This is a genomic window from Parafrankia sp. BMG5.11, from assembly GCF_004337455.1.
Window position 1 is genome coordinate 53,739 of the sequence record NZ_SJXI01000016.1, and the last position, 26,298, is coordinate 80,036.

21 protein-coding genes are annotated in these 26,298 nt (G+C 74.0%); 10 read left to right on the forward strand and 11 right to left on the reverse strand.

What is annotated here, in order from left to right; genetic code table 11:
• Positions 1-13 precede the first annotated feature (13 nt).
• A complete protein-coding gene (locus E0504_RS12885; RefSeq protein WP_200835494.1) occupies positions 14-496 on the reverse strand; it encodes a cation:proton antiporter regulatory subunit in 483 nt (160 codons plus the stop codon).
• A gap of 623 nt (positions 497-1,119) precedes the next feature.
• Here E0504_RS12885 and E0504_RS12890 point away from each other — a divergent pair.
• Entirely contained in the window at positions 1,120-1,680 is a 561-nt protein-coding gene (locus tag E0504_RS12890; protein ID WP_131624602.1) for a PGPGW domain-containing protein, read from the forward strand.
• On the opposite strand, the gene E0504_RS12895 is transcribed toward E0504_RS12890, so the two are convergent.
• Entirely contained in the window at positions 1,664-2,065 is a 402-nt protein-coding gene (locus tag E0504_RS12895) for a hypothetical protein (RefSeq protein WP_071062549.1), read from the reverse strand. The genes E0504_RS12890 and E0504_RS12895 overlap by 17 nt on opposite strands.
• A 159-nt stretch (positions 2,066-2,224) precedes the next feature.
• Here E0504_RS12895 and E0504_RS12900 point away from each other — a divergent pair, with 159 nt between their 5' ends.
• Complete coding sequence (locus E0504_RS12900; protein WP_112104868.1) at positions 2,225-4,114, forward strand: glycoside hydrolase family 15 protein; 1,890 nt, start codon at positions 2,225-2,227, stop codon at positions 4,112-4,114.
• Positions 4,115-4,316: 202 nt separating this feature from the next.
• Positions 4,317-5,600: an L-2-hydroxyglutarate oxidase gene (locus tag E0504_RS12905; protein WP_112104875.1), complete on the forward strand. Its 1,284-nt coding sequence runs from the start codon at positions 4,317-4,319 to the stop codon at positions 5,598-5,600.
• A 3-nt stretch (positions 5,601-5,603) separates the two neighbouring features.
• On the opposite strand, the gene E0504_RS12910 is transcribed toward E0504_RS12905, so the two are convergent.
• Positions 5,604-6,611, reverse strand: coding sequence for a 2-dehydropantoate 2-reductase (locus E0504_RS12910; RefSeq protein WP_112104869.1), 1,008 nt, complete (start codon positions 6,609-6,611; stop codon positions 5,604-5,606).
• A 112-nt stretch (positions 6,612-6,723) separates the two neighbouring features.
• On the opposite strand from E0504_RS12910, the gene E0504_RS12915 reads away from it, so the two are divergent.
• Positions 6,724-8,004, forward strand: coding sequence for an aminotransferase class V-fold PLP-dependent enzyme (locus E0504_RS12915; protein ID WP_112104870.1), 1,281 nt, complete (start codon positions 6,724-6,726; stop codon positions 8,002-8,004).
• 482 nt (positions 8,005-8,486) lie between these two features.
• Positions 8,487-9,122: a response regulator transcription factor gene (locus E0504_RS12920; RefSeq protein WP_071062556.1), complete on the forward strand. Its 636-nt coding sequence runs from the start codon at positions 8,487-8,489 to the stop codon at positions 9,120-9,122.
• A 506-nt stretch (positions 9,123-9,628) separates the two neighbouring features.
• On the opposite strand, the gene E0504_RS12925 is transcribed toward E0504_RS12920, so the two are convergent.
• Positions 9,629-10,528, reverse strand: a complete 900-nt coding sequence (locus E0504_RS12925; RefSeq protein ID WP_112104876.1) for a hypothetical protein — start codon at positions 10,526-10,528, stop codon at positions 9,629-9,631.
• 158 nt (positions 10,529-10,686) lie between these two features.
• Positions 10,687-11,670: a hypothetical protein gene (locus tag E0504_RS12930; protein ID WP_131624604.1), complete on the reverse strand. Its 984-nt coding sequence runs from the start codon at positions 11,668-11,670 to the stop codon at positions 10,687-10,689.
• On the opposite strand from E0504_RS12930, the gene E0504_RS50345 reads away from it, so the two are divergent.
• Together E0504_RS50345 and E0504_RS12935 are read left to right on the forward strand one after the other, a co-directional pair.
• Positions 11,669-14,134, forward strand: coding sequence for a hypothetical protein (locus E0504_RS50345; RefSeq protein WP_165938501.1), 2,466 nt, complete (start codon positions 11,669-11,671; stop codon positions 14,132-14,134). The two genes, E0504_RS12930 and E0504_RS50345, sit on opposite strands and share 2 nt — an antisense overlap.
• A 679-nt stretch (positions 14,135-14,813) precedes the next feature.
• Positions 14,814-15,314 (forward strand): pyridoxamine 5'-phosphate oxidase family protein, encoded by a 501-nt coding sequence (locus E0504_RS12935; protein ID WP_071062562.1) that lies wholly within the window; start codon positions 14,814-14,816, stop codon positions 15,312-15,314.
• A gap of 328 nt (positions 15,315-15,642) precedes the next feature.
• Here E0504_RS12935 and pyk read toward each other — a convergent pair whose 3' ends face one another.
• Complete coding sequence (pyk, locus tag E0504_RS12940) at positions 15,643-17,058, reverse strand: pyruvate kinase (RefSeq protein WP_131624606.1); 1,416 nt, start codon at positions 17,056-17,058, stop codon at positions 15,643-15,645.
• A gap of 283 nt (positions 17,059-17,341) precedes the next feature.
• On the opposite strand from pyk, the gene E0504_RS12945 reads away from it, so the two are divergent.
• A complete protein-coding gene (locus E0504_RS12945; RefSeq protein ID WP_041253997.1) occupies positions 17,342-17,521 on the forward strand; it encodes a hypothetical protein in 180 nt (59 codons plus the stop codon).
• A gap of 7 nt (positions 17,522-17,528) precedes the next feature.
• Here the strand turns inward: E0504_RS12945 and E0504_RS12950 are convergent, their stop codons facing one another.
• Genes E0504_RS12950 through E0504_RS12960 form a run of 3 tightly spaced genes read right to left on the reverse strand, consistent with a single transcriptional unit; the run spans position 17,529 to position 20,762 of the window.
• Positions 17,529-19,619 (reverse strand): ABC transporter ATP-binding protein, encoded by a 2,091-nt coding sequence (locus tag E0504_RS12950; RefSeq protein ID WP_112104799.1) that lies wholly within the window; start codon positions 19,617-19,619, stop codon positions 17,529-17,531.
• A 55-nt stretch (positions 19,620-19,674) separates the two neighbouring features.
• The gene (locus tag E0504_RS12955) at positions 19,675-20,541 is read right to left on the reverse strand and encodes an enoyl-CoA hydratase/isomerase family protein (protein WP_131624608.1); all 867 of its coding nucleotides are present in this window, start codon (positions 20,539-20,541) and stop codon (positions 19,675-19,677) included.
• A 2-nt stretch (positions 20,542-20,543) separates the two neighbouring features.
• Positions 20,544-20,762 (reverse strand): helix-turn-helix domain-containing protein, encoded by a 219-nt coding sequence (locus tag E0504_RS12960; protein WP_020459808.1) that lies wholly within the window; start codon positions 20,760-20,762, stop codon positions 20,544-20,546.
• Between the two features lie 353 nt (positions 20,763-21,115).
• Here E0504_RS12960 and E0504_RS12965 point away from each other — a divergent pair, with 353 nt between their 5' ends.
• Positions 21,116-22,612: a hypothetical protein gene (locus E0504_RS12965; RefSeq protein ID WP_131624610.1), complete on the forward strand. Its 1,497-nt coding sequence runs from the start codon at positions 21,116-21,118 to the stop codon at positions 22,610-22,612.
• 61 nt (positions 22,613-22,673) lie between these two features.
• Here the strand turns inward: E0504_RS12965 and E0504_RS12970 are convergent, their stop codons facing one another.
• Both E0504_RS12970 and E0504_RS12975 read right to left on the reverse strand, forming a co-directional pair.
• Positions 22,674-23,627 (reverse strand): cation diffusion facilitator family transporter, encoded by a 954-nt coding sequence (locus E0504_RS12970; protein WP_112104796.1) that lies wholly within the window; start codon positions 23,625-23,627, stop codon positions 22,674-22,676.
• A gap of 113 nt (positions 23,628-23,740) precedes the next feature.
• Positions 23,741-25,354 carry an ABC-F family ATP-binding cassette domain-containing protein gene (locus E0504_RS12975; RefSeq protein WP_071062576.1) on the reverse strand — a complete coding sequence of 538 codons (1,614 nt, stop codon included), beginning with the start codon at positions 25,352-25,354 and terminating at the stop codon, positions 23,741-23,743.
• A gap of 286 nt (positions 25,355-25,640) precedes the next feature.
• On the opposite strand from E0504_RS12975, the gene E0504_RS12980 reads away from it, so the two are divergent.
• Positions 25,641-26,195: an HdeD family acid-resistance protein gene (locus E0504_RS12980; RefSeq protein WP_131624612.1), complete on the forward strand. Its 555-nt coding sequence runs from the start codon at positions 25,641-25,643 to the stop codon at positions 26,193-26,195.
• The last annotated feature ends 103 nt before the right edge of the window (positions 26,196-26,298 follow it).

The window sequence follows — 26,298 nt, forward strand, 5'->3', positions numbered from 1 at the left end:
CGCCCGTTCTCCGTCAGCCCGTGCGCAGGAGCTGGGCGACGGCCGCGGTGTTCTCCGGGGTGCCGACGACGACCACGATGTCCCCGGGGTGGAACTGGAAGTCCGGCCGCGGCGAGGCGAGGACCTCGTGGTCGCGGACGACGGCGACGATGGACGCGCCCGTGCGGGTGCGGGCCTGGGTGTCACCGAGCGTGCGGTCCGCGTACGGGGAACCCGCGGTTATCTCGAGTTGCTCGCCGACCAGCCCGGCGAACGCGCGCGAGAGGTCGGCGAGCTTCTCCACGATGTGCGGAGCGCCGAGCAGCTCGGAGAGCACGTCCCCCTCCTCCGGGGTGAGTGTTATCGACTCGCGGGATGCGTCCGGATCCTCCGCATCGTAGATGACCAGGTCACGACGTCCGTCGTGGCGGCTCACCACGCCGAGCCGGCGGCCCGAGCGGGTACTGAAGTCGTGCCGCAGCCCGATCCCGGGCAGCGGGGTCTCCTCGACGTCCACTTCTTCCTGAGCCTCCGTCAGCACTGACGCGTCGTTCCGGGAGGACGCCGACCGGGCCCGGGACACCCGGTCGGGCGCTGACGCGCCCCCGCCGCCCGCCGGGCCCGCCGCCGGTCCCGCTTCCGATCGTCACAGTAACCCGCCGGGGACCGATCGGCCCCGGTCCGTCCGATCCGGGCACCCGGCATACCCGCAGAACCGGCACGGCACGGCCCGCCCCGCCCCGGTCCGCCCCGGTCCGCCCCGGCCGGACCGGTGACGTGATGTCGACAGCCTTTGTGCCACCCGTGGGGCCACAAGGTGGCGCAAACTGCAGGTGGACGCAAGCTGCGGGTGGATGTGGTCGGAACCCGGTGTCCCGCCGTCCGGCGGCGTGCCCAGGCGGCGCGCCCCGACAGCGTGCCCCGGCACCGCCCGGACGGGCCGTCCGAAAACGGGCGGCGGGTTCGCGCGGCAGTCAGCGGGAACGCCGTTCACACAGCGGGCCGTTGCACGTGCGGAGGACGTGGGCCGCCGGCGGCACCGTGCCACGCGCAGGAGCAGGCGCCCGGACAGGCTCCGAGACAGGCCCCGCTCCGCGGGCCCACGACGCAGGCCCGGTTGCGGGCCGGGAAGACGGCATCGTGCTCAATCGAAGCGCACGGCTGGCCCGGCGAGTCGCCCTCACGATCCTGGGGCTGGCGGTGCTCGGCCTCGGCGTGGCGATGCTCGCGCTGCCCGGCCCCGGTTTCCTGGTGGTCGCGCTCGGGTTCTTCATCCTGAGCCTGGAGTACGAGTGGGCCCGGCACCGCTTCGAGCAGGCCCGGCAGAAGGCCGCCGACCTGGCCGACCAGGCCGCCGCCAACGCGTGGTCGACGGCGTTCACCGTCGTGTTCGGCATCGGGATGATCGCCGCCGGCATCGTCTGGATCGTCGTCGACACGCTGCCCGCGTCGTCGCCGTGGTCGGGCGGCAGCCTGATCTTCTCCGGGCTGGTGGTGCTCTCGACGATGTTCGTGAGCCTCTGGCAGGCCCGGCAGGCCCGCGAGGCCGGGCTGCCGACACCGGCCGAGCTGATCGAGCAGCGCGAGCACGCCAAGAAGCTCGAGCAGGACGGGGAGTTCCAGCACGGCGGGAAGCCCGAGCACGGCGTGAACTCCGCGCCCGCCGAGCCGAGCCGGCAGCGGGCTACTGGCCCTGCGTGAACTCGCTGATGCCGATCACCTTCGGCTGGCCCTGCACGCACTTGTAAATCGCCGCCCTGTCAGCCGAGGAGGCCTGCGAGATGTCGTAGCGCAGCGGGTAGGCCCGGCTGGTCGCGAGGTTGTTCGTGTCGGGCGGCTCCTGGCGCGCTCCCCCGACGGTGGGACAGGCGGCGCGGACCGCGTCCTTCTCCGCGGCCGTCGCGGCGGGGTCGAAGTACACCACCGCCTCGACCTTGGGCGGCGGGCCGTCGATCACCGCGTACACGCCGAACACGATCAGCCCGACCGTCGCCAGCCCGCCCAGGACCACCGCCGCTCGGCGCCGCGGATCGGTCAGGTACCCGATCGTCTGGCGGATCCAGTGCGGGGGGGCGGACGTCGTCATCAGGCGATTCCTGTCACAGCGGGGCACGAAATCTGGTCCGGCGGGCGCCACGGAGCGGCGTACACCGGGACCCTCAACGTATTCCGTCGGACGGGTCCGTAAGGTGAACGACCTTGTGCGGCACAGCACGGTAGCCGGCCCTGGTAACTAGGAGAGAACGTGCCATCCCTGATCGAGGATTACGCGCTGATAGGAGACACTCACTCGGCGGCGCTGGTCTCCCGCGACGGCTCGATCGACTGGCTGTGCCTGCCTCGGTTCGACTCCCCGGCCTGCTTCGCCGCGCTGCTCGGGGACAACGAGTCCGGCCACTGGAAGATCGCGCCGGTCGAGCCGGTGATCGGGGTGAGCCGCCGCTACCGCGGCGACACCCTGGTGCTCGAGACCGACATGACCACCGCGTCGGGCACCGTCCGGATCGTGGACGCGATGTTCCCCCGAGCGGGGGCGCACGTCGTCCTGCGGCTGGTGGAGTGCCTGCAGGGCACCGTCCGGCTCCGGTCGGAGACCCGCTTCCGGTTCGACTACGGCTCGATCGTGCCGTGGGTGCGCCGGCTCGACGAGCACTCGGTCGCCGCGATCGCCGGCCCCGACTCGGTGACGCTGTGGACCACCGCCCCGATGGAGGGGCACGACATGGCCACCTACGCGGAGTTCAGCGTCTCGGCCGGGCAGTCCGTCCCGTTCTCGCTCACCTGGCGGCCCTCGCACGAACCGGCGCCGGCCCCGCAGGATGTCCGGCGGATGATCTCGCAGACCGAGGCGTGGTGGTCGGACTGGATGGCCGGCTGCACCTACGACGGCCAGTGGCAGCCGGCGGTCCGCCGGTCGCTGATCACCCTGAAGGCGCTCACCTACGCCCCGACGGGCGGCATCGTCGCCGCGGTCACCACCTCGCTGCCCGAGCACATCGGCGGCGTCCGCAACTGGGACTACCGCTACTGCTGGCTGCGTGACGCCACGATCACCCTGCTGGCGCTGCTCGACGCCGGCTTCACCAGCGAGGCGACGGCCTGGCGGGAGTGGCTGCTGCGCGCCGTGGCCGGCGACCCGTCCCGGGTGCAGATCATGTACGGGGTGGCCGGTGAGCGGCGGCTGCCCGAGTACGAGGTCCCGTGGCTGCCGGGCTACGAGAACTCCTCCCCCGTCCGGGTGGGCAACGCCGCCGTCGACCAGTTCCAGCTCGACGTCTACGGGGAGGTCCTCGACGCCCTGCACGTGGCCCGCGTCGCGGTGGCGAACCGGCGTCCCGGCTCGGCCCGTGACGGTTTCCTCGCGGGGATCCACTCCTCCGAGGACGACGGCCGGGACGGCTCCTGGCAGCTGCAGACCAAGCTCATGGACTTCCTCGAGACCGGGTGGCGCAAGGCCGACGAGGGCATCTGGGAGGTCCGCGGGCCGCGGCGGCACTTCGTCCACTCGAAGGTCATGGCCTGGGTGGCCGCCGACCGGGCCGTCCGGGGGATCGTGGAGTCCGGGCTACCCGGCCCGGTCGAGCGGTGGTCGGCGCTGCGGGACGAGATCCACCACGAGGTGTGCGCCCGCGGGTTCGACTCCGACCGCAACACGTTCACCCAGTTCTACGGCTCGAAGGAGCTCGACGCGGCCCTGCTCTACATGTCACTCGTCGGCTTCCTGCCGGCGACCGACCCGCGGGTCGTCGGCACCGTGGCCGCCATCGAGCGCGAGCTGATGGAGGACGGCTTCGTCATGCGCTACCCGACGGCCGAGGACGGCGCCGTCGACGGCCTGCCGGCCGGGGAGGGTGCCTTCCTCGCCTGCACCTTCTGGCTGGCGGACAACTACGCGCTGTCCGGGCGGGTGCACGAGGCGCAGGAGCTGTTCGAGCGGCTGCTGGCGCTGCGCAACGACGTCGGGCTGCTGGCCGAGGAGTACGACCCCCGGCTGGGCCGGATGACCGGCAACTTCCCGCAGGCGTTCAGCCACGTCCCGCTGGTCAACACCGCGCGCACGCTCACCGACGCGCTGCGCGGCCGGCCGCGCTCGCGCACCGACCGCGCGCACCCGCCGGGCCACTTCTTCGGCTGACCACGGCACCGGCCGCCGGCCGGGCCGGCACCGGTCACGGACGGTGTACCGGGATACTGGAGCGCAGGTAGACGCCGCGCCGCGTACCGCGGGCGGCCACCCGGACCAGGCGTGGCGACGCCGTCCGTGACGGGGACCCACCCGGACCGGTGGCTCATGGCGCCGCCGGGCGGTGACGGATGGACGAGTGGAGGCGGCACGGGTGGCGGAGCGGATCGCGGTCATCGGCGGCGGGATCCTCGGGCTCGCGGTGGCACGCAGGCTCGGGCAGGTCGTGCCCGGATCGACGGTCACCGTGTTCGAGAAGGAGCATGACGTCGCCCAGCACCAGACGGGGCGCAACAGCGGCGTCGTTCACGCGGGCCTCTACTACAAGCCGGGCTCGCTGAAGGCGACGCTGTGCCGCCGCGGCGTCGGCCTGCTGCGCGAGTACTGCGAGGCCCGCGGCATCCGCTACGAGGAGTGCGGCAAGGTCGTCGTGGCCGTCGACGACAGCGAGCTGGGCCGGCTCGACGACATCGCGCAGCGGGCGACGGCCAACGGCGTGCCCGACACCCGCATGCTCGACGCCACCGAGCTGCGCACGATCGAGCCGCACGCCCGCGGGGTCGCCGCGCTGCACTCCCCGACCACGGCGATCGTGGACTACCCGGCCGTCGCCCGGGCGCTGCGCGCGGACATCCTGGACGCGGGCGGCGCGGTGCGCACCGGCGCCGAGGTGATCGGCGTGGACGACGGCCCGGCGGGCGTCCGGCTGCGGCTGCGGGTGCGCGGCTCCGCGCCGGTCGCGCCGAACGGGAACCACCACACGGCGGCGGTCGACGGCGGGACGGTCCGGGTGGTGTCGGAGTCGGTCGGCCCGTTCGACCGGCTGATCTCCTGCGCCGGCCTGCACTCCGACGAGGTCGCCGCGCTCACCGGAGAGGACAGCTCGCCGCGGATCATCCCGTTCCGCGGCGACTACTGGCTGCTGCGCCCCGAGCGGCGCGACCTCGTCCGTGGCCTGATCTACCCGGTGCCCGACCCGCGCTACCCGTTCCTGGGCATCCACCTCACCAAGCGGGTGGACGGGGAGATCCTCGTCGGCCCCAACGCCGTGCTCGCCACCGCCCGCGAGGGCTACACGGTGGGCACCGTCGACCGGGGTGACCTGCGGCAGACCCTGTCCTGGCCGGGCTTCCAGAAGATGGCTAAGACGCACTGGCGCACCGGCGCCAAGGAGATACTGCGCACCGCCAGCAGGCGCGCGTTCGTCGCCGAGGCCCGACGCTACGTCCCCGAGCTGCGCACCGCGGACGTCGTGCGGGGCCCGGCGGGAGTGCGGGCCCAGGCGGTCGCGCGGGACGGCAGCCTGGTCGACGACTTCGTCCTCGCCGTGCGCGGACGGGTCGTCCACGTGCGCAACGCCCCGTCCCCGGGTGCGACCGCGTCGCTGGCGATCGCGGAGCACATCGTCGCCGACGCGGTACCCGAACGCACGTCCTGACCGTCAGGGCGTCCCACCCGGTCCCACGGCAGGGCTGGCGCTGAGGGCGGCGAGCACGGGGAGCAGCACGGCGCAGGTCGGCGTGGGCACCCCGAGCCGCCCGCCCGTCCGGACGACCGCTCCGAGCAGCGCGTCGTGCTCCAGCGGGCGGCCCGCCAGCCGGTCACGCAGCATGGACGTCCCCGCGCCGGGCGGCTGGTGGCCCAGCCGGGCGAGCGTGCGCTCCGGGGCGTCCGCGGCTATGCGTGCGCCGGCGGCCCGGGCCACCGAGGCGGTCTCCCGCATGACCGCCAGCGCGAGCTCGCCGACATCCGGGCGGGCGAGCACCTCGAGACCGCGTGCCGTCAGCGCCGTCAGCGAGTTCGCCGCGCTGTTGCTGAGCAGCTTCGACCAGGCGGCCGTGGCGAAGTCGGGGACGAGCCGGACGTCGCCGGGCGGCAGCATCCCGGCGAAGCGCTCGCCCAGCGGGCCGTCGGGCACCTGCAGCACCCCGTAGGCCAGATGCCGGACCACACCCGGCCGCTCCAGCTCGGCATTGAGGTACACCACCGCCGGCAGGACGGCGTCACGCGGGACGGGTGGGCTGACCCGCTCGGCGTGGTCGACCCCGTTCTGCGCGACCACCACTCCGGTCCCTGCTCCCAGGCCGGCACGCAGCCATCCCATCGCGGCCGGGGTCTGATGGGCCTTCGTGGCCAGCACGATCCAGTCCACCGGCCCGCCGAGATCGGCGGGGTCGCGAACCACCGGCAGCCGCAGCTCGGTGACGCCTCCGCCGGCCGCGGGGCCGGCCCGGACGATGCGCAGGCGGTCGAAGCCGCCGCCGCGCACGCAGAGGAGCACCTCGGCACCGGCCTCGGCCGCGCGCGCGGCGAAGTACCCGCCCACCGCGCCGGCACCGACGACCGCGACCCGGCGCCGCCCCGCCGCCGCGCCACGCGTACCGGACGGGCCGGGCGGGAGCACCCGCCCCTGGAGCACCGCGGCGTCCCGCGCGGGCACGACGTCCATGCGCAGAGCCTGCCACCATCTCGCGGGTCCGCCGACCGGTCGGGGCTCACCCGTCCGGTGCCTGGCGACCGGATCCGGCCCGGACCGGCCGGGCAGCTGCGACGCTGACCACATGGAACCGCGCCGGAGGACGATCCCCGCCCTCGATGCCGACCGGGCCCGCCTGAGCCGCGGGCACGCCGTCGTTCCGGAACCCGAGATCGGCCGTCGCTGGCGCGCGGCGCGGGCGCGGGCGGGCGTCGTCCACCTGGACGCCGCCGCGGCCGCCCGGCCGAGCATCGCGACCGTCACCGACCAGACCGACCACCTCCGCCAGGAGAACCTGGTGGGCGCCTACATCGCCGAGATGGAGGCCGCGGAGGTCCTCGCCGGCGCGCGGGCCCGGCTCGCGACGCTGCTGGGCCCCGGGCTCATCGCCGACGACGTGGTCTTCCAGCATTCCGCCAGCACCGGATTCGCCGCGCTCCTGGCCGCCTGGCCACTGCCCCCCGGTTCCCGCGTCGGCGTCGTGCCCGGGGAGTACGGGTCGAACCTGCTGCTGCTGGCGACCCGCGCGGCCCGCGACGGCCTGGAGCTGGTCGAGCTCCCCGTGGACCCGCTGGGCCGCATCGACCTCGACCGCCTCGACCGCGTGCCCGGCCCGGCCCGCCTCGAGGACCTCGCCCTGGTGACGTTCCCGCACGTCCCGAGCCAGCGCGGCGTCGCGCAGCCCGCGGCGGAGATGGCGGCCCGCTGCGCCGCCGCGGGCGTCGACCTGATCCTCGACGTGGCCCAGTCGCTCGGCCAGGTCGACCTCGCCGGCATCGGGGCGGCCGCCTACGTCGGTACCTCACGCAAGTGGCTGTGTGGCCCCCGCGGCGCGGGCTTCACCGCGGTGCGCCCGGACGTCGTCGACCGCCTCGGCCCCGGGGCGCCCAGCCTCCACTCGGCCCACCCCCACGACCTGCGGGCCCATCCCGCGCTGCCCGCGCGACCGCTGCCGGGCCCGTCCCGGATGGCGGTCGGCGAGGCGGCGGTGGCGAGCCGGGTCGGGCTGGCCACCGCGCTGACCGAGCTGCTGGCCGAGGACCTCGGCGCGATGCGCGACCGGATCACCGCCCTCGCCCGGCACGCGCGCCGCGCCCTCGACGGAGTCGCCGGCTGGCGCCTCGGCGAGGAGGCCGACTCCCCCACCGGCATCGTGACCCTGCGCCCACCGGCCGGTGTCGATCCGCTGGCGGTCTGCCGGGCGCTGTACGTCGAGGCCCGGATCCTGACCAGCCCGATCCCGGCCGGCCGGGCACCCGAGCTGACCGCACCGGTGCTGCGGGCGAGCACGCACGTCTACAGCAGCCCCGCGGAGATCGAGCAGCTCGCCGAGGCCCTCGACAGGTGGGGCCGCCCGGGGCCGTGACGGGCCGCCGCCGGCAACCCGTCAGCCGACAACGCCCGCTGACCCACCGAGACGGACACCATCAGCGATCACATGGTAACGATGATGACGGGCCGCGCTCGCGGCCACCGACAGCTACCACAACGCCCGCCACCCACGGTCCGTAGTCGAATTCGAGCCACGCGTAAGATCGGCTGGTAGGCGAGACGGCAATGATCGGCCCAGCGCTGCTTCTCCGGTGCGACGCCCGCCCCGAGACCCGCCACCGCCCGGTCGCGGACGGCACGGTCGGTCACCGAACTGGACCGGAATGCCCGTCGGACCTGATGCGTCCGGGAACCTGTTGGTAACGCCAGGTGCCGGTCTGCTGAAATAGCTGCGTTGCAGGCAAGGTGTCCGGTGGCGTTCCGGTGGGGGAACGGACACGTCACGCGTATGCCCGACGGCGGGCAGAACGGGAGCGACGTGACCCACAGCGCAACGCAGCGGGAGTCGACCACGCGGTGAGCAGGCTCATCTCGGTCGCCGCTGTCGACGACCACCCCATCGTGCTCCGCGGCCTCGCCGACGTCATCGAAGGGCTCGACGGCCTCACCCTTCTTGCCACGGCGACGTCGATCGCCGAACTGCTGGCCGGCCCGGGCCGGAAGGCGGACGTCGTCCTGCTCGACCTCGACCTCGGCGACGGCTCGGAGGCACCCGACAACATCCGGCAACTCACCGGCATCGGCGCCTCGGTGATCGTCTTCAGCGCGCTCGGCGACCCTAAGGCCGTCCGCGGCGCGATGCGCGCGGGCGCCGGTGGCTTCGTCACCAAGACCGACGACGTTGGCGAGCTGGCCACCGCGATCCGCGCGGCCGGGGCGGGGACCGGCTGGGTCTCACCCCAGTTGGCGTTCATGCTCCTGACCGACGAGGCGCCCGACCGGCCGACGCTGTCGCTCAAGGAGCTGGAGGCCCTGCGCCTCTACGCGACCGGTATGCCGCTCAAGACCGTCGCCCGCAAGATGACCGTCTCCCCGGAGACCGCGAAGCAGTACATCGAGCGGGTGCGGGTGAAGTACCGCAAAGCCGGCCGCCACGCCGACACCAAGATCGATCTCTACAAGCGCGCGAAGGAGGACGGCCACCTCGACTGACCGGAGCCGCCCACGTGCCGCACCCTCAGGCCACTCGCATCCCAGCGCACTCGCGACGAATCGCTCGACCAGACGGTCTCCCTCCGAGCGCCGACACCCCATCCCGACGCGCCCTGTGCCACGCGGGGAGCAACCCTGCTGCCACGACCCCACAGCCCCACCGGCAGGACGGGCCCGCGCACCTGTGGGCCGGGCGCAGTGGGCACCGGCCCGGGCGGCCGGTGCCCACTGCCCGGCGCACGCCGGATCCCCGCGTCCGGCGCACGCCTCGCGCCGCCCCTGCCCGATGGAACGCGCGCTTCGGGCCAGCGGGTGTGATCGGACGCCGGTCCCCCCGGTCCGAACGTCCCACCCCCCGTCACCTGCTGTGCCGTCACAGAGTCTGCCAAGACGGGGCTATTCCGTCATGACCCCAAAGACATCCTCGGGCTGACCCCCGTACGGGGGTCAGCCAGCTGGGGGTGAACCCGCAGCCGCGCACCTGATCCGGACCGCCGCTGGGGCGGTCAGTCCTCCGCGACCGCCGCGGGGCGGGCCAGTGGGGTGTAGCGCACGAGCACACCGACGAGGACCAGCACCACCCCGCTGAAGCTGATCACCCACAGGCCGGGACCGAGGTCGGTAGTTGCGTCGAAACCCGTCCCGGAGAGCAGGCCGCCTCGGCGGAAGCGGGCGACGTCGACGACGGCCGTGAGGATCAGCATGAGGCCCGCGATCACGGCGAGCATGCGGCCCCAGTCGACACGCCGCCCCGCCAGCAGCAGGCCCGCCACCATCGCGAGGATCCCGAGCAGCATCGTGAGCTGGCCGTGCTGGTCGGGATCCGTGCCGTGGATGGCGAACTCCACGATGCCGAACGCGCGCACCGTGGCCCACGTCATCGTCGAGCCGATGACCGCCGCGCCCCCGGCCAGGACCACCAGCGGCGGGCAGAGGATCGCCAGCAGGCGCCGCAGTGAGCGCGCCGGGGCGGCGGCCTCCGGGCCCACCGGCCCCGGGCCGGACGCTCCCGGCCAGGCGGCGTCCACGACATCAGCGGCCCGAGGGGCGGTCTCGGCGCCGTTGCTCGCCGGGACGCCTGGCGATGTCTCACCCGCGGCCCACCGGCCCCAGACCACCACGGCTCGCCCAGCCTCCGGCTCGGCCGACGGCCTGCCCCAGCGGGGATCGGCGGTGGCCTCTGCCGCGGCCCGCCAGGCCGCCAGGCCCGCGTCGACCCGTGATCTGTCGTCCGGCGTGACGTTCTCGCCGCCGGACGGACGGGCCCACGGGCTCCGCTGCCGATGCTCGCCCACCCGGTCCTCCCGCCGTCCACCACCGAAGCCCTGGTGCCGGTCGGGCCGGCGGACGGGCCCGGCCTCCCCGCGCCCCGTGACGGTGGTACCACGCGCGGACAGCGGCCGCATGCCGCCCATCGCAACGGCACACGGCCCGCTGGGCACCTCACGTTCCCCATGTCACCCACGATAGAACACATGTTCGAGTCCCGGTCGCGGACGACGTGGTCTCCTCGGCGGGCGCAACGGCGCCGCCGCCGGCCGCGCATGGCCGGTCAGCTGGGCCGCTACCGCCCGGACCGCGGGCGCGCCACCGCGACCAGCGCCACGAGCCCGGCCACCAGAGTCACGACCACGCCGATCTGCGGCCGGACGGCTATCACATCGGCGGAGATGGCCCGAAAGGACGACAGGGACGGCGGTCCCAGCGCGAGATCGAACCCGGAGACGATCACGAGCAGCAGCGCTGACGCCCTCGCGACGAGGAGATCGGCCTCCGGTCCGGCCGGACCGGCCCCGCCCGCCCGGCGGCCACGGCCGCGCAGCGACGCCAGGCCGATCAGGGCCATCACCAGCCCGGTGACGAGCGTCAGGCGCCCGTCACCGACGGTGATGCCGGTGAACGTGCGGGTCTCGTCCCCGCTCGTCAACGTGCTCCAGGGGAGGAAGGCGGCCACCGCCGCCACCGCCCCGCCGAGCGCGAGGAGGGCCATGTCCCGGCGACCGCGCACCGCCATCGGCGCGGCGGCGGTGCGGTGCTCGCGGCGGGTCTGCCCGGCACGGTTCCCCAGATCCTCCACCGGATCCACCGCCGGGCCGGAGTCCGCGGCCGGGCCGGGGCTCGGGGCCGCCGGCCGGGGCTCCGCCGGTCGTTGCCGATCGGTCGCCGCACGCTCCCCCGCGGACGGCTGCCCGCGCCCGGTCGTGTCCGAGGTCCGATGCGGCGCGGCGTCGGGTGTCCACGCCGGATCGGCGGACCGGCCAGGATCGTCCGGTCGTCCCGGCTCCGTGGGCCGCCCCGGGTCGGCCGTGCCCGGCACCGCCGTGCCCGGGTCCGGTCGATCCTGGCGCCGCCGGGTCGCCGGCTCGGCGCCGCGGCCGGTCGCGGGACGCACGAAGCCCGTGGTGGGGGGCGAGTCCGGCGGGATGCCCGGGTCCGCGTCGAACGTCCGCCCGCCCGTCTGCTGCTCGGGCACGGCAGGGGCGCTCGACTCCGCGTCCGGCCCCGATGTGGGCCGCCGGCCGGCCATGCGGCGCAGGTCCACCCGCATGGTCGGCGGATCGAGGGCCTCGCGGGCGGTCGTGGACGGTTCCGTGTGGGTGGGCTTCGCCGCCGGCGTCGCGGATGTCGCGCGAGCGGACCGCGCACCGCCACCGCCCGATCCGGCGGACCGCGCGGTCCCGGTCGGCCTGGCCGACTCGGGCGCACCGGCGGGCGCCGCGGCTGCCGCGGACCGCGATGGTGCCGTGGACCGCGACGCGACCGACTGTGACGGCGCCGCGCTCTGCGACGTGGCGGACTGCGGCGTGGCGGACTTTGGCGGCGCGGCCGGCGAGGAGGGCACGGCGGTGGACGGCGCCGCGCCCGACGCCGTGCCTGTCGATGCCGAGGATGTCGATGGCCGCCGGTCCCCGAGCGGCGCCGCGGGCTGGTCGGAACCGCCACCGGCCGCCTCGGGGGAATCCGTCGCGCCCGCCGACGCCCGCTCGAACCACGTCGGGCGGTCCTCGCCCGGCGTCCGGGCCGGCGCCGGGCTGGACCGCCACGTCGGCGCCACCGGAGAGGCCGGCGAGCCCGAACGCGCGGACGGATCAGCCGACCGCGCCTGGCTCCCCGGTGCCGTGTGCCATGTGGGCGGCCCGGTGGGCCGGGCTGGCGGGACGGGCGGCGCCGGCGGAGTGGGCGGCGCGGGAGGCGTCGGCGGGGTCGGCGGCGTGGCCGGTGGTGTCGGCGGGGTGGGCGGAGTCGGTGGCGTCGGCCGAAGCGATCGGGACGACGGCGTTGTAGTTGTAGCGGACGGGCGCGGAGCGAACAGCGGCCGGGGACGCTGGTCCTCGTCCGGCCCGCCGGTGGCCCGGTCCGCCGGCGCCGGCGGGGTCGTCTGGTCCGTCGAAGGCGCGGACGTCCCCGCCGCGGCGCGGGCCGATGGTTCCCTGGCACCGGGCGGACTCGAGCGGTCCGGAGCCGCGCCGGGCTGCCCGCCCGGCTGTGCCGGCTGGTTCGGCGCACCCGTCCCGGTGTTCCGCGGAACCGCCGGGGCCCGCCGGGCAGCCGGTGCCGACTGTCCCTGGTACGGGCGCAGGGCGTCCCGCGCCGGGGGTGATTCCGGGCCGGAGCCGGGCTGCCCGCGGCCGGCACCCGTCGCCGGAGCGGGAGGGGGACGCAACGTCTCGGGGCGGTTCACCGATCCCGCCGCCGGGGACGCCGGCCGCAGCGGCGAGGGCCACGCGGACCGCGCGGAGCCGGGCGCCGCGGAACCGGAGGACGGCGTGGTGCCAGAAGACGGCGAGGTGCCGGAGGAGGGCGCGGGCGAGCCGGGCTTCGACGTCGAGGCCGGCCTCCCCGCACCCGGCGCCGAGGCCGGCGTCGCCGGCTTCCCGGAACCCGGCGGCCGAGTCGATCCTGGGTTCGCCGGCGCCGCATTCTGCGGCCCCGGGCTCTGCGACGCCAGGCTTTGCGACGCCGGGCTTTGCGTCCCTGCGCCCTGTGTCCCTGCGCCTTGTGGCCCTGCGCTCTGTGGTCGTGGATTCTTCGACGTCGGTTCCGGTGCGGCCGGTTTGGCAGACGCCCGCGACTTCTCCTGGCCCGCGGACGTGGTGGGCGGCTTCGTCGCGGCGTGCGGCGTCGCCGGCGTCGTGGCCGCAGGCCTGGCCGGCGGCGCCGCTGATGTGGCCGACGCCGACGAGGCTGCCGACGTGGCAGGCGTGGCCGGGCCGGACGGTTTCGTGCCAGCCGCCGGCCGCGCCGCCATGCCCTGGCCGGCGGGCCCGGACGAAGGCGGGCGCGCGGGTGATCTTGGTGGAGGAGGCGGCATCGCGGGCCTGACCGGCGCCGCGGGCTTCACCGGCCCGGCAGGCGCCGCCGGCTCACCGGGCTTGGCCGGTCCCATGGGCTTCACCGGCGCCGCCGGGTTCATCGGCCCGGCAGGCTTCACCGGCGCCGCGGGTCCCGCGTGTGTGGTGGGTGCCGGGCTACCGGGTACCGATGGCTTCTCGGGCGTGCCTGGCCGTGCCGGCGGTGCCGCCTGGGGCGATGCCGGCTGCGTCCCGCCGCGGGCGGACGTCCCGTCGCGAGGTGGTGGGCGCACACCGGGGCGGGTCGGCGCCACCGGGCGGGACGGGTTCGCCGGAGGCGGCGGTGCGGCTCCCGGCCGTCCGCCGCGCTCCGGCGCCGAGTCACGCCCCGGTGCAGGCGGGCGCCGATCGCCGGATCCCGGTCCGCGGTCGGCGGGCTGGCGGTCAGCCGGGCCCTCGGCGCGTCCGCGGTCGGCCGGTTGGCGGTCGGGGGCTGGAGCGGAAGCGAACGCGGGCGGGCCGCCCGGGCGGGGACCGCCGGATCGGCCACGCTCACCCGGCGGCTCCGCGGCGGGCACCGGCTTCTCGGCCGGGTCGCCCTGGTCGGCCATGCACTCACTCCTGACGCGCAGCGCTTCCATCCGGTGCCCTGACGGGCTACCGGCGAACCGGGCGACGGTATCCGTCCGTGCTCTGACCAACGGAAGGCGGCCCGGGTGAATCGTCCTACTTCGCCCAGGCATGCGCGGGCGGGGCCGGTCGAATCGACCCGCGCGAAGCGGCACGGATGACACGCCGGAGACGTGCTTCGCGGTCGCGCCCGGACGGCGCCGTCGTGGAGCCGCTGGTCGCGCGCGCCGACGGTAACGGATGGGATCGCGCGGGACAACCCCGCGCCCGCGCGGCGACCCACTTCCGTACCCGTGCCCGGGCCCGTACACAGGCTTTCCGCCGGAGCGGGCGGCGCGGGGTGGGGTGGGAACGCGGCGTCACCACTGGCACGGCCACACGGCCCGACGCGCAGGACCTATTACACACAGCAGCGCCACTCAGGCCTCGGCTACCATACCCGCACAGTGTGTCCCTGCCAGGCGACAGGCGTGGTCGACGCGCCCGAGCTCCCAGTTCCTCAGGAGCCTGTTCTGAATCCTGCTTTCGATCCGCGAACCGCGTCCCAACCGGGTATCGGGGGGAGAACCCCTCGCGCGATACCGGTGCCGGTCGGCGCGCTCCGCGCAAAGCGCCGGGTCGATCGTTCCTCCCCCCGCGAAATGACGATCGAGGGCATTTTCCGGAACCACGCCCGGGCGTCCGGCAGCCGGCGGAGCCACCGGCCGCCCGCCAGCCGGGCACGCTGTTCACGCTGCACGGCCCACACCCGATGATTGGGAGGATTCCCGTGTCGACGTCCAAGGCCGTCTCGACGGACCTGTCCGTGACCCGGAACTACGTTCGCGACGGCAAAGTGATGCAGATCGCGACGTTGGCGGGTGGCGGCGAGCCCGCCGTCTGCAACCTCTGGTACGCGAGCTCGTTCGAACCGGACCGTCTGTTCTTCATCTCCAGGCCCGACCGCACCCACTGCAGGAACATCAGAGCCGATCGTCGGGTGGCCGGCGCGATCGTCACCATCGAGCTCGACGGGCTGGGCCAGGAGGTCCAGGGCGTGAGCTTCGCCGGTACCGCGGAGGAGGTACCGGTGGCGGAGGCCGACGCACTGCTGCCGATCTATCACGGGCGGTGGCCGCAGGGCAGCGAGCTGGCGAACGTGGAGATGATGCTGGCGGACGGTAACGCCCACCGGCTCTACGAGATCCGGGTCGACCGCTGGATCCTCTTCGACGAGATCAACCATCCGGACGACCCCCGGCGCGTCATCGACTTCGCCCGGGCGGGCTGACCGGACGGCAGCTCGTCCCAGCCGGCAGCTCGACAGCTCGTCCCAGCCGGCAGCTCGTCCCCGACCACGGCTCGTCCCGCACCGCGGCGGCCCGCGACCGCAAGCTCGCCGCTCAGCAGTTGTCGTCGTACCCGGCACCGAAGGTGCAGCGCGGGAAATGGGGTGGCGGGCGGCCGCGGGCCACCGGGTCGAAGCCCGGTGGCCCGGCGCTGTTCACTCCGCCACGGCCGGCGCCACCACGATCGTGCCGTTCCAGCCCGCCACGGGCCACCGATCGCGAGCGACCGGCGGCGGCACTCCCGCGGCGGGCACGGGCCCGCGGGCCCGGTCAGACCGCCTCACCGATGCGGTGCACCCGCATCATGTTGGTCATGCCGGCGACACCCGGCGGAGTACCGGCGACGACGACCACCAGCTCGCCCGGCCGGCAGTGCCCGATCTGCTGCAGGGCCGTGTCGACCTGCCTGACCATCTCGTCGGTGCTCTCCGCGAACGGCACCAGCACCGTCTCCACACCCCACAGCAACGCCATCTGGCTGCGCACGCCGGGGATGGGGGTGAAGGCGAGGACGGGCACCGAGCTGCGGTATCGGATCAGCCGCCGGGCGGTGTCCCCGCTGAGGGTGTGGGCCACCAGGTAGCGGGCACCGACCGCCTCCCCGACACTCACCGCCGCCTGGGCGATCGCGCCGCCGAGGGTGCGCGGCGGGGTCCGCAGCGGGGGGATGCGGCCGAGATCCGCCTCGGCGGTCTCGATGATCCGCGCCATGGTCGCGGCCGACTCGACCGGGTACGCCCCGACACTGGTCTCGGCCGAAAGCATGATCGCGTCGGCGCCGTCCAGCACGGCGTTGGCGCAGTCGCTCGCCTCCGCGCGGGTCGGCCGGGGCGCGCTCACCATCGACTCGAGCACCTGGGTGGCGACGATGACCGGCTTGGCCCGCTCACGCGCCTGGCTCACGGCCCGCTTCTGGACGAGGGGGACGTCCTCGAGCGGCAGCTCGACACCGAGGTCACCGCGGGCGATCATGAGGCCGTCGAAGGCCTCGATGATCCCGTCGAGCTCGTCGACGGCCTGCGGCTTCTCGATCTTCGCGAGGACGGGAACCCGGATCCCGGCCTCGTCCATGATCGAGCGGACGGCCGCGTAGTCCTCGGCGGACCGGACGAACGACAGCGCGATCATGTCGACGCCGAGCTCGAGCGCGAAGCGCAGGTCGTCGGCGTCCTTCTCGGACAGCGCCGGCACCGTCAGCGCGGCGCTCGGGATGTTCATCCCCTTGTTGTCGCTGACCTTGCCGCCGATCACGACGGTGGTGCGGACGTCGGTGTCCTCGACCCCGTCGATCCGCAGGTTCAGCCGGCCGTCGTCGACGAGGATGGTGTCCCCGGCGGCGACGTCCCGGGTCAGGCCCGGGTACGTGGTGCCGACCTGTTCCTGATCTCCCAGGACGTCACGGATGGTGACGGTGAAATGCTGCCCGGGCAGCAGGGTGACCCCGCCGTCGGCGAACCTGCCGAGGCGGATCTTCGGCCCCTGCAGGTCGGCCAGGATCCCCACGCTGCGGCCGGCGGCCGCGGCCGCCTCGCGCACCAGGGCGTACGCAGCGGCGTGCTGCTCGTGCGTTCCATGCGAAAAGTTGAGCCGGGCAATGTCCATTCCGGCGTCGACGAGGGCCCGGACCATCTCGGGAGAGTTGGTGGCCGGGCCGAGGGTGCAAACTATCTTGGCTCTTCGTGGCACGGTCAAAGCCTAGGTAACGAACGCCCGGGATAGGACATGGGCCCTGGTGACACACTCGATCCGGCGGTTCTGGGCCACTTAGTCCCGAGAGGTTCTGTGACCGTTTCGCACCCGGGCGTTCGGACACATGCTGCGCGCAAGGGCACAGCAGGCGTACCTTCGCATGGTCCACCCGCAAGAGCGGGTGAAGCGACAGTTACGGGAAAGCTGGCAACGGCGCCGCACGATCCCGGACGTCCAGACCGCGGCATGTTACCGCCCTGAAACAACCTGGAGCCCGGCCATGACCAACAATCCCGCAATTCACCGGCGGCCTTCCGGCGACGTGGACATCGCGCTGCCCCACGAGGCCCTCGAGCCCGACACCGCAGCCACGGACACCGTGTCACTGGACGCGGCATCCGTGACAACCGGTTCGCCGACCGGCCCGGCCGGTGTGACCTCCGTCGCCCAGGCGGCCTGAGCGGCAGTCAGCGCGCGGCCGGCAGGGCCGCCACCCCGCCGTTCGGCGGGTCGAGGGTGACGCGGGCACCGGAGCTCCAGTCGGCCGGCGGCCCGGTCACCCCCGCGGCGGCCGGAGCACCCGCCTCGCCCACCTCTCCCACGACGGCAGCATCGTCCGTATCGGCAGCGTCATCCGTATCGGCGGCATCGGCGGCGGCCCGCGAACCCGGCCGTCCGCCGGTCCCGGCGTCGTCCTGCGTGGCGAACTGGGTGTGGTGAAGCTCGGCGTAGAGGCCGCCGAGGGCCATCAGCTCGTCATGGGTGCCGCTCTCGACGATCCGCCCGCCGTCGACCACGAGGATGCGGTCGGCCCGCCGGACGGTCGAGAGCCGGTGGGCGATCACCAGCGACGTGCGCCCGGCCAGCGCCGCGGTCAGCGCCCGCTGCACCGCGGCCTCCGACTCGCTGTCCAGGTGGGCGGTGGCCTCGTCCAGGACGACCACAGCGGGCTCCTTGAGCAGCAGCCGGGCGATGGCCAGCCGCTGCTTCTCACCGCCCGAGAGCCGGTATCCACGGTCCCCGACGACCGTGTCCAGCCCGTCGGGCAGGTCGCGCACCGCCCGGCCGATGTGGGCCGCGTCCAGCGCCGCCCACATGCGCTCCTCCGTCGCGTCGGACCGGGCGAACAGCAGGTTGGCCCGAATCGTGTCGTGGAACAGGTGCGCGTCCTGGGTGACCACGCCGACGGCCGCGCGCAGCGAGCGGCCGCTGACCGCGCGGACGTCGAGCCCCCCGATCCGGACCGCGCCGTCCCGGGCGTCGTACATCCGTCCGACGAGTTGGCTGATGGTGGTCTTCCCCGCGCCGGACGGGCCGACGAGCGCCACGAGCTCACCGGGGCCCACCCGGAAGGTGACGTCGTGCAGCACCGGCTCCGGCGTCCTGCTGTCGAGCACGGCCGTGGACTCCAGCGAGGCCAGTGACACCTCGGTCGCCGCCGGATAGCGGAATCCGACATGGTCGAACTCGACGGCCACCGGCCCCGCCGGCAGCTCGACGGCGTCCGGCGCGTCCTCGATCGCCGGCCGCAGGTCGAGAACCTCGAAGACCCGCTCGAACGAGACCAGCGCGGTCATCACGTCCACGTGCACGTTGGACAGCTGCGTCAGCGGGCCGTAGAGCCGGGTGAGGTAGGCGGTGAGCGCGACGACCGTGCCGACCTCGAGGCTGCCCCGGGCCGCGAAGGTACCGCCGACGCCGTAGACGATCGCCGTCGCCAGCGAGGCGACCAGCGTGAGGGACACGAAGAAGATCCGCCCGTACATCGCCTGGGTCACGCCGATGTCACGGACCCGCCCGGCGCGGCGGCGGAAGGTCCGCACCTCACGGTCGGGCTCGCCGTAGAGCTTGGTGAGCATCGCCCCGGCGACGTTGAACCGCTCGGTCATCATCGTGTTCATCTCGGCGTTGAGGCCGTAGCTCTCCCGCGTCAGCGCCGCCAGCCGGGGCGCGAGCAGGCGCGCCGGCACGACGAACACGGGCAGCAGCACGAGCGCGACCACGGTGATCTGCCAGGACAGGCTGATCATCGCGATCAGGACGAAGGCGACCGACAGGATGTTGGACAGCACGGCGGACAGCGTGTTCGTGAACGCGGACTGCGCTCCGAGGACGTCGTTGTTCAGCCGGGTGATGAGCGCACCGGTCTGGGTGCGGGTGAAGAAGGCGATCGGCTGGCGCTGCACGTGGTCGAACACCTGCGAGCGCATCTCGTAGATCAGGCCCTCGCCGATGCGGGCGCTGAACCAGCGCTGACCCAGCCCGAGCAGCGCCTCGCCGACGGCGAGAGCCGCGACCACCCCGGCGAGCGTCTGGACGACCCCGGCCCGGCCGGGCACGATCCCATCGTCGATGATCGCCTTGAAGAGCAGCGGGGTGACGGCGCCGGTCGCCGCGCCGAGCACGATGAGGACGCCGAAACCAGCGAGCAGCCGGCGGTAGGGGCGGGCGAAGCCGACGATGCGGCGGACGGTCCCCGGGCGCAGGCTGGCCCGCGTCACCGAGCGGTCCCGTTGGAACGAGCGCATCGTGGACCAGTTGTCGACCGCAGTTCTCATGGAGCCTCCGACGCACCGCTACGTGTTACTACGTAACGGTGTAAGCGAGGGTTTGCTAGCCCGCATTCCCGGCGGTCGTGGCGAGGACCCGCGCGAGGGCGTCGTCCTCCGCCGCGCGGCGCTGGATGCCCGACCGCTCGCGGGCGCCGGCGAGCAGCGCCTTCGTCTCCGCGCTGACGTCGGGCGGCACCGCGAGCAGGCGGTCCACCAGGCGGCCGAGCTCGGCGTCGAGGTCCCGGCGGGGGACGACGAGCGCGGCGAGGCCGAGCCGGAGCGCGTCCCGCGCGCCCACCGGCCTGCCGGTCAGACAGAGCGCAAGCGCGCGGGCGTAGCCGACAGCGTCGACGAGGGTACCCGCAACGCCCAGGCCCGGCACGCGACCGGCCGTGGCCTCGGTGAGGCACAGGGATGCGTCCTCGGTCAGTACCCGCAGGTCGCAGGCGAGGGCCAGTGCCAGCCCCGGGCCCGTCGTCGGCCCGGCGGAGACGGCGATGCTGAGCAGGTCCGGCCGCTCGGACAGCCGGCGCGCGACCCGGGACCACGTGGCGAGGTTCCGCCCGGTCGCGACCCCGCCGGCGGATGGGCCGGCCGTCGGGCCGGTCTGGTGGCCGACTTCGCGATCGGCTCTGTGATCGATTTCGTGGCTGGTCCTGTGGTCGACCTTGTGGTCGGCCGGAGCTTCATGGCTGGCCTTGTGGTCGGCCGGAGCCGACAGGCGGTGTACGGCGTTCACGACGACGACACGGACGTCGCCGCGCAGGTCGCGCAGGATGCCGTCCATCGCCGCGGCGATGGACGGGAGGGTGGGCGTGTCGCCCACCCAACCCGACACATCTTCACTCACAGTGAGCGAGACGCAAGGGCCAGCTGCGAGTACGCCCAGCCCGGCCGCCGCCGGGTCGGCGGCGGCCGGCATGCTCATGGTCAGGCGCTTTTCTTCTTGGTACCCCGGGTCGCGCCCCCACGTCCGCGCAGCGTCGTGCCCGACTCGGACAGGATCCGGTGGACGAACCCGTACGAACGACCCGACGACTCGGCAAGCAGGCGAATGCTCTGTCCGGACTCGTACTTCTTCCGAAGTTCGGCAGCGAGCTTGTCCCGCTCCGCCCCGGTGATCCGGGTTCCTTTCCTAAGCTCGGCCAATGTGGCCCCCTCCGTGTTCGATGATCTGCGAACCGATCTTCACCCAGCTTCGGTGTCCGCGCCACTCGAAGCCCGTGTGATCCATCACACGCGATGGTGCAGTCGCCGGGACAACCTCGCACGCGTCCGAGGCGCACGCCGACGAGCCGACTCCGAGCAGTCACATAGCCCCTGACCTGCTACAGCGCGCCCGAAGCCCGAGTTCGACGACACAGCGGCCAGTCTTGCGGCCGGCTGGGATCCGATCGGGCAGGGGCTCCCGCGCGGCGCGTCGAACATCGTCACCGACGGTACATCCGTCTCGGCTCCCCCGCGGGGATCCGCGGGCCGCCGGGACTGGTTACGGTGCATGCATGGTCAACGGCCGGCCGACGAGGGCGGCGCCCTCACCGGCGCGGCTCACACCCAGCGCCCGGCAGGAACCCACGCGGCACATCCGTACACGCAAGGTGACCGGAACGCTGCCCCGTCGCGCCCCGGCCCTGTCCGCGCTGCGGGCCGAGGGGGTCGATGTCGGGCTCTGGTGCGCGGCGGCCGGGTTCGGCCTGCTCCTCAGCGGGCTCATCGCCGCCACCGACGTGGACCTCGGCTCCGCCGCGCCGTTCCCGGTCGGCTGGCGCACGCCCCACCTGGCGCCGGCGACGCTGCTCCCGGTGCTCGTGGCGATCGTCACCCTGGCGCTCGCCCGCCGGGCCATCCGCGCCCGCTGGCCGCTCCTGCTCCTGTTCGGCTTCGCCGGATCACTGTGCTGGAGCCTCGCCCTGGCCGCGGCGGCCGGCCCGGGCCTCACCGATGGCCTGCGCCCGCCTCCGGTGTACCTGACCGCCGCCGGCGCCGTCGGCGACGAGCCGCTCAGCTACCTCGCCGGCTGGGTCGCCCAGTCCGTCGACGGGCCGGTGTCCGCGGCACAGGCCGGCGCGACGGACCTGCCGCGGGCGCCCTCCAGCCTGCTCACAAGCCATCCGCCCGGCCCTGTGCTGCTCGTGTGGGGGTTGGACCAGCTCGGGCTCGGCGACCTCGCCGACGGGGCTGACGGGGCCGGGAGCGCGGTGCCGCTCGGGCTGGCGCTGACGGCGCTGACCGCGCTGGGCGTCCCGCTGGTCGCGGTCGCGGTGCGCTCGCTGTGCCACGAGACGGCGGCGCGCCGGGCCATCCCGGTGCTCGTGCTGACGCCGTGGGCGCTGTGGGCCGCCGCGTCGCCGCGGGCCGTCGCCATCCTGCCGGCGGCGGCGGCGGTCGCCGTGGGGGTGCTCGGGTGCGAGCCGGGCCGGCGATGGCGGCTGTCGTGGGCGCTGCTGTCGGGCCTGCTGCTGGGGGTGAGCGGCCTGTTCGACTACGCCGTGGTGTGGCTGGGCGTCGCCGTCGCGGCCGCGTACTTCGTCCGGCGCCAGCCGCTGATGAACGTGTTCACCGGACTCGGCGCGCTGCTCCCGCTCTGGCTGTTCTTCGCCTGGGGCTTCTCCTGGCCGGACGGCCTCACCCAGGCCCGGGTCGACACCGGGCCCGCCACGATGCTGGCCTGGCTCGCCCTGGACGCCGTCGTGGTGCTGCTGGCCGGCGGGCCGGTGCTGGTCCGCGCGCTGCGCCGGATCCGGCTGACCCCCGGCTGGCCGTTCCTGGTCGGCGCCGGCGCCGCGGTGCTGTTCAGCCTGTGCGCGGGGCTGGCCTGGGGTGGGGTGGAGCTGGCCTGGCTGCCGCTGGCGCCGTGGCTGGCGGTGGCGGCGCTGGCCCCGCGCCCCCGCCCGGACGGACCGGGCGACACGGTGCGCGCGGGTGACCTTCCAGGCCTGCTGATCGGGACGGGCGCCCTCGCCGCCATCGTCCTGCGGGTCTTCCTCGGGAACGGCTGAGCTGCGCGGCCCCGGCCGGAGAACGCGCCCGAATGCCTCGTGACCCAGGCGGGCTCGGCGATCAGGCGGACTCGGCGGCGGCGGGCGGCACCGGCTGGGCCACCTCGCCCCGCGGCATGTCGGGTTCGAGGTAGACCCGGCGCGCGGTGGGCACGGCGTCGCGCAGCAGCGCCTCGGCCTCGTCGATGGCGGCGGCGACCTGGGCCATGGTCAGATCCGGGTCAAGCCCGATCTTGGCCGCGACCAGCAGCTCGTCCGGGCCGAGGTGCAGGGTCCGCATGTGGATCACGGTGGTGACCGCCGGCGCCGAGCTCAGCGCCTGCCGGATCACCTCGATGGTCTGCGGGGTGGCGGCCTCCCCGACCAGCATCCCGTAGGTCTCCATCGCGACGATCACGGCGACGGCCAGCAGCAGGATGCCGATCGCGAGGGTGCCGGCGCCGTCCCAGAGCGGTTCGTCGAGCAGCAGCGTCAGGCCGACCCCGGCGAGGGCGAGCAGCAGGCCGCACAGCGCGGCCAGGTCCTCCAGCAGGACGACCGGCAGCTCCGGGGAGCGCGCGTCCCGGATGAAGCGCCACCACGACCCCGAGCCCTTGAGATGCCTCGACTCCTTGATGGCCGTCCGGAACGAGAAACTCTCGAGCACGATCGCGACGGCGAGGACCACGATCGCCACCACGCCACTCTCCAGCTCGTGGGGGTGGCGCAGCTTCTCCACGCCCTCGTAGACGGAGAACAGCCCGCCGACGCTGAACAGCACGATGCCGACGAGGAAGCCCGCGATGTAGCGGGAACGCCCGTAGCCGAAGGGGTGCTCCTCGTCCGCCGGCTGGCTGGCGTTGCGCTGCCCGAGCAGGAGCAGCGCCTGGTTGCTCGAGTCGGCGACGGAGTGGATCGACTCGGCGAGCATGGACGAGGAGCGGGTGAAGAGGAACGCCACGAACTTCGCGACCGCGATGCCCAGGTTCGCGAGCAGTGCCGCCACGACTGCCTTGGTGCCGCCTTCTGTGCTCACGTGCTCCCGCTCTCGTCCCGTGTTCTGTCTCCCGCGCGCCGATGGGCGCCCGGACCGAGGGCCCAGTGTGTCAAGGTGGCCACCTCCGGGCGCCGCCGGGTACTCCCGTGGTATCAGGCCAGGGTGACGAGATCGGCGAGGTCGGGCGACCAGGTGTCCTCGACGCCGTCCGGCAGCATCAGGACCTTGTCGGGGCTCAGTGCCTCGACCGCGCCCGGGTCGTGCGTGACGAGGACAACCGAGCCCCGGTAGGTGCGCAGCGCGCTCAGGACCTCGCCGCGCGACGCCGGGTCGAGGTTGTTCGTCGGCTCGTCGAGCAGCAGCACGTTCGCCGAGCTGCAGACCAGGCCAGCCAGGGCCAGCCGGGTCTTCTCACCGCCGGAGAGCGTCTCGGCGAGCTGTTCGACCGCGTCCCCCCCGAACAGGAATGCGCCCAGGATGCGACGCAGGTCGACGTCGGAGGCGGTGGGCGCCGCGGCGCGCATGTTGTCGAGCACCGTGCGGGAGGTGTCGAGCGTCTCGTGCTCCTGCGCGTAGTACCCCAGGCGCAGGCCGTGCCCCGGGTGCACCTCGCCGGCGTCCGGGGTCTCCTGGCCGGCGAGCATGCGCAGCAGCGTCGTCTTGCCGGCGCCGTTGAGGCCCAGGACCACGACCCGGGTGCCGCGGTCGATCGCCAGGTCGACGCCGGTGAACACCTCCAGCGAGCCGTAGGACTTCGACAGGCCGGTGGCGGTCAGCGGCGTGCGGCCGCACGGAGCCGGATCGGGGAAGCGCAGCTTGGCGACCCGGTCGGCGACCCGGACCTCGGCGAGGCCGGAGGCGAGGCGCTCCGCGCGGCGGTCCATCTGGTGTGCCGCGCGCGCCTTGGTGGCCTTCGCCCGCATCTTGTCGGCCTGCGCCCGCAACGAGTCGATCTTCTTCTCCGCGTTGGCCCGCTCCCGCCGCCGACGGCGCTCGTCCTGATCACGCTGGGTGAGATAGGTCTTCCAGTTGACGTTGTAGACGTCGAGCGCGGCGCGGTTGGCGTCGAGATGGAAAACCTTGTTCACACTCTTGTCCAGCAGGTCGACGTCGTGGCTGATGACGATCAGGCCGCCGGAATGGGCGCGCAGGAAGTCACGCAGCCAGGTGATCGAGTCGGCGTCGAGGTGGTTGGTCGGCTCGTCGAGCAGCAGTGTCGCGTCGGAGTTCCCCGAACCGGCGAACAGGATCCGGGCCAGCTCGACGCGGCGGCGCTGGCCGCCCGAGAGCGTTCCGATCTGCTGGCCGAGAACCCGGTCGGGCAGGCCGAGCGAGGAGCAGATCCGCGCCGCCTCCGCCTCGGCGGCGTACCCGCCGAGCATCCCGAACCGCTCCTCCAGCCGGCCGTAGCGACGCACCGCGGTGTCGCGGGCCGTCTCGTCGACGAACTCGGCCATCTCGAGCTGGAGCTTCTCCATCTCGCGCAGGATCACGTCGAGGCCTCGGGCGGCGAGCACGCGGTCGCGGGCGGTGTCGGCGAGGTCGCCGGTGCGCGGGTCCTGCGGCAGGTAGCCGATCTCGCCGCGGATGTCCACCTTGCCGGCGAAGGGCAGGGTCTCCCCCGCGAGCGTCTTCAGCATCGTCGTCTTGCCGGCGCCGTTGCGGCCGACGAGGCCGATACGGTCACCCGGCTGCACCCGGAACGAGACCGGCTCGATCAGTGTGCGGGCTCCGGCGCGGAGCTCGAGCTCGGACACGATGATCATGAGGGTCGGCCTCTTTCGTACATCGGATTCGTGCGCGTATCAGGTGTCAGCGGTTGGCCACCACGACACCGGGGTGCCTGGGAAACGCCCGCCTCACGACGCGGCAGAGGTCATGTCCTCCAGGGTACGGGCCGCGGCACCGCGCCCGACGGGCGTCCCGCGCCGGACGGTCGGTGACTACCGCCGCACGGGTGCGCCCACCAGGCGTTGCGGGTACGCCTTTCCCAGGTCACGGGCACGAGCCCCGGCTCACGGACGCCTTCGGGCCAGACACGGGGAGGTCACGATGACAACCACGTATCGACAGAACCGGGAGACGCAGCGCCCGAGTTCGCTGTGGTCGGCCCTGGTCATCCTCGGAATCGCGGTCACGGTCCTGGGGTTGCTGCTCATCACCAATCCCTTCACCACCGTCGGCGCGCTGGCCGTCATCGCCGGTGTGGCTCTTCTCGTCTCCGGCATCACCGAGATCGTCTCCGCCGTACGCACCGAGAACAGCAGCTCCGCCATCTTCTTCGGCGCACTGACCGCCGTCGCCGGCGTGGTGATCCTGCTGTGGCCGGGGGTGACGCTGCACGCGATAGCGCTGATCGTCGGTGCGGCCCTGATCGTCGCGGGGGTGGTCCGGGCACTGCTGGTGCTGGCGAGTCGGAACGGCCAGGCCGGCCGCACCGGCAGCGTGGCCCGTGGCCTGCTGATCGCCGCGCTCGCCGTGGTCCTCGGGGTGCTGGCCCTGGCCTGGCCGTCCTCGACCGTGGTCGTGCTCGCGGTGCTGTTCGGCATCCAGCTCGTCGTCACCGGCGTGACCGAGGTGGCACTCGGCCTGGCCCTGCGCCCCTGAGCAGCCTGCTCGCCCTTTAATTTCCTTCTCGTCCTCTCCGAGCGAAATCCGCCGCCAGCGACCCCCGAAACGGCGAGGAAGAAACTAAAGGGCGAGTAACTGA

Bases quoted from the DNA above. Each gene is read 5' to 3' on its own strand.
- E0504_RS12945 (WP_041253997.1), top strand. From the start codon at position 17,342: ATGACCAACAATCCCGCAATTCACCGGCGGCCTTCCGGCGACGTGGAC.
- E0504_RS12895 (WP_071062549.1), bottom strand. From the start codon at position 2,065: ATGACGACGTCCGCCCCCCCGCACTGGATCCGCCAGACGATCGGGTAC.
- E0504_RS12910 (WP_112104869.1), bottom strand. From the start codon at position 6,611: ATGGACGTCGTGCCCGCGCGGGACGCCGCGGTGCTCCAGGGGCGGGTG.
- E0504_RS12965 (WP_131624610.1), top strand. From the start codon at position 21,116: ATGGTCAACGGCCGGCCGACGAGGGCGGCGCCCTCACCGGCGCGGCTC.
- E0504_RS12915 (WP_112104870.1), top strand. From the start codon at position 6,724: ATGGAACCGCGCCGGAGGACGATCCCCGCCCTCGATGCCGACCGGGCC.
- E0504_RS12980 (WP_131624612.1), top strand. From the start codon at position 25,641: ATGACAACCACGTATCGACAGAACCGGGAGACGCAGCGCCCGAGTTCG.
- E0504_RS12925 (WP_112104876.1), bottom strand. From the start codon at position 10,528: ATGCGGCCGCTGTCCGCGCGTGGTACCACCGTCACGGGGCGCGGGGAG.
- E0504_RS12950 (WP_112104799.1), bottom strand. From the start codon at position 19,619: ATGAGAACTGCGGTCGACAACTGGTCCACGATGCGCTCGTTCCAACGG.
- E0504_RS12955 (WP_131624608.1), bottom strand. From the start codon at position 20,541: ATGAGCATGCCGGCCGCCGCCGACCCGGCGGCGGCCGGGCTGGGCGTA.
- E0504_RS50345 (WP_165938501.1), top strand. From the start codon at position 11,669: ATGGTCGGCGGATCGAGGGCCTCGCGGGCGGTCGTGGACGGTTCCGTG.
- E0504_RS12975 (WP_071062576.1), bottom strand. From the start codon at position 25,354: ATGATCATCGTGTCCGAGCTCGAGCTCCGCGCCGGAGCCCGCACACTG.
- E0504_RS12930 (WP_131624604.1), bottom strand. From the start codon at position 11,670: ATGCGGGTGGACCTGCGCCGCATGGCCGGCCGGCGGCCCACATCGGGG.